This window comes from Microbacterium sp. Bi128, assembly GCF_918698205.1.
Genome location: NZ_CAKKMM010001546.1, coordinates 1 through 1,150 on the forward strand (window position 1 = coordinate 1; position 1,150 = coordinate 1,150).

General features: G+C 70.0%; 1 protein-coding gene and 1 pseudogene. Both read left to right on the forward strand.

Annotated features, from left to right (window positions below):
* A pseudogene (locus tag LQV45_RS34430) lies at positions 1 to 444 on the forward strand (DUF3375 domain-containing protein); the annotation flags it as partial.
* A 2-nt stretch (positions 445 to 446) separates the two neighbouring features.
* On the forward strand, positions 447 to 1,150 hold a 704-nt coding region (locus LQV45_RS34435), incomplete at its 3' end, for a DUF4194 domain-containing protein (protein ID WP_230012371.1).

Sequence of the window (1,150 nt, forward strand, 5' to 3'; positions counted from 1 at the left end):
CTGCGCGAGGCTGAGCAGGCGATCCGCACCCTGCCGTACGAGCGCGAACGGCCCGGCCTGGTCCGCGGCCCGGTGCTGTTCAGCGCCGGTTTCGAGTCCCTGGCCATGGTCAAGCTCTTCGACCCTGACGAATTCGCGGCTCCACCCAAGCTGGCCGACCCCATCGCGTTCTCCGACTCGGACCGGGCGCGCTCGCCCCGGACCGCCAAGGCCAGGCCGGAGGCCATCCGCGCCGCGCTCGCGGGGGCCTCAACCCTCACCGAGGCCTGGGCGCAGCTGCCGGCAGAGGAACGCCACATCAACTCCATCCGGGCCCTGTTGTCGCAAACCCTCCACGAAGGCGCCGGCTTCGACCGGGGGACCTGGGGCCCCATCGAATTCGAACAAATCGACGGCACCACCCGCACCGCCTACCTGCCCGTCGTCACGCTCGCGAAGGATTGACCATGACTGAAGAGACTGTGACCGAGACCCTGGCAGAGACCACGGCAGAGACCCTGACCGAGACCGCGACCGAGACCCTGGCAGAGACCGCGGCGGCGGACCCGCAGTCCGCGCCCGAGTCTGCGCCCGCGGACAGCGATGGCGCCCACGTCCGCAGCGACCCCTTCATCGTCACCCCCCGGGACACGTTCGTCGACGGCGCCGCGCTCTTCCCCGGCGACACCGGCGTGCTGCCCATGAAGGTGCGGCAGGCGCTCGTGAAGCTGCTCAAGGGCCCCTACATCGACGGCGGCCGCGACGAAAAGCTGTGGACCACGCTCCTGGACAACCAGCTGATCCTGCGCAGCCGCCTCTCCGAACTCTTCCTCACGCTGCAACTGGACCACGAGCGCAAGGTCGCCGTCCTGCGCCCGGTTGACCCCGAGGCGATCGGCGGCAGTACGCGTTCCAGTATCCTGCGCCAGCAGCGTGCCCTGAGCCGGGTCGAGACCATCGTCCTGCTCCGCCTGCGCCTGCTCCTGGACCGGCACGTCACCGCCCAGACGGACCCGACGATCACGCGCGAGGAAATCGCCGAACTCGTCGCCCACTACCAGCCCACCGGCCAGCAGGACGCCCTGCGCGATGCCGACGTCGTCAATCGCGCCATCACCAAGCTCCTGGCCCGCCAGCTCCTGCTCGCCACGGGCCTGGACGAGGTCTACAC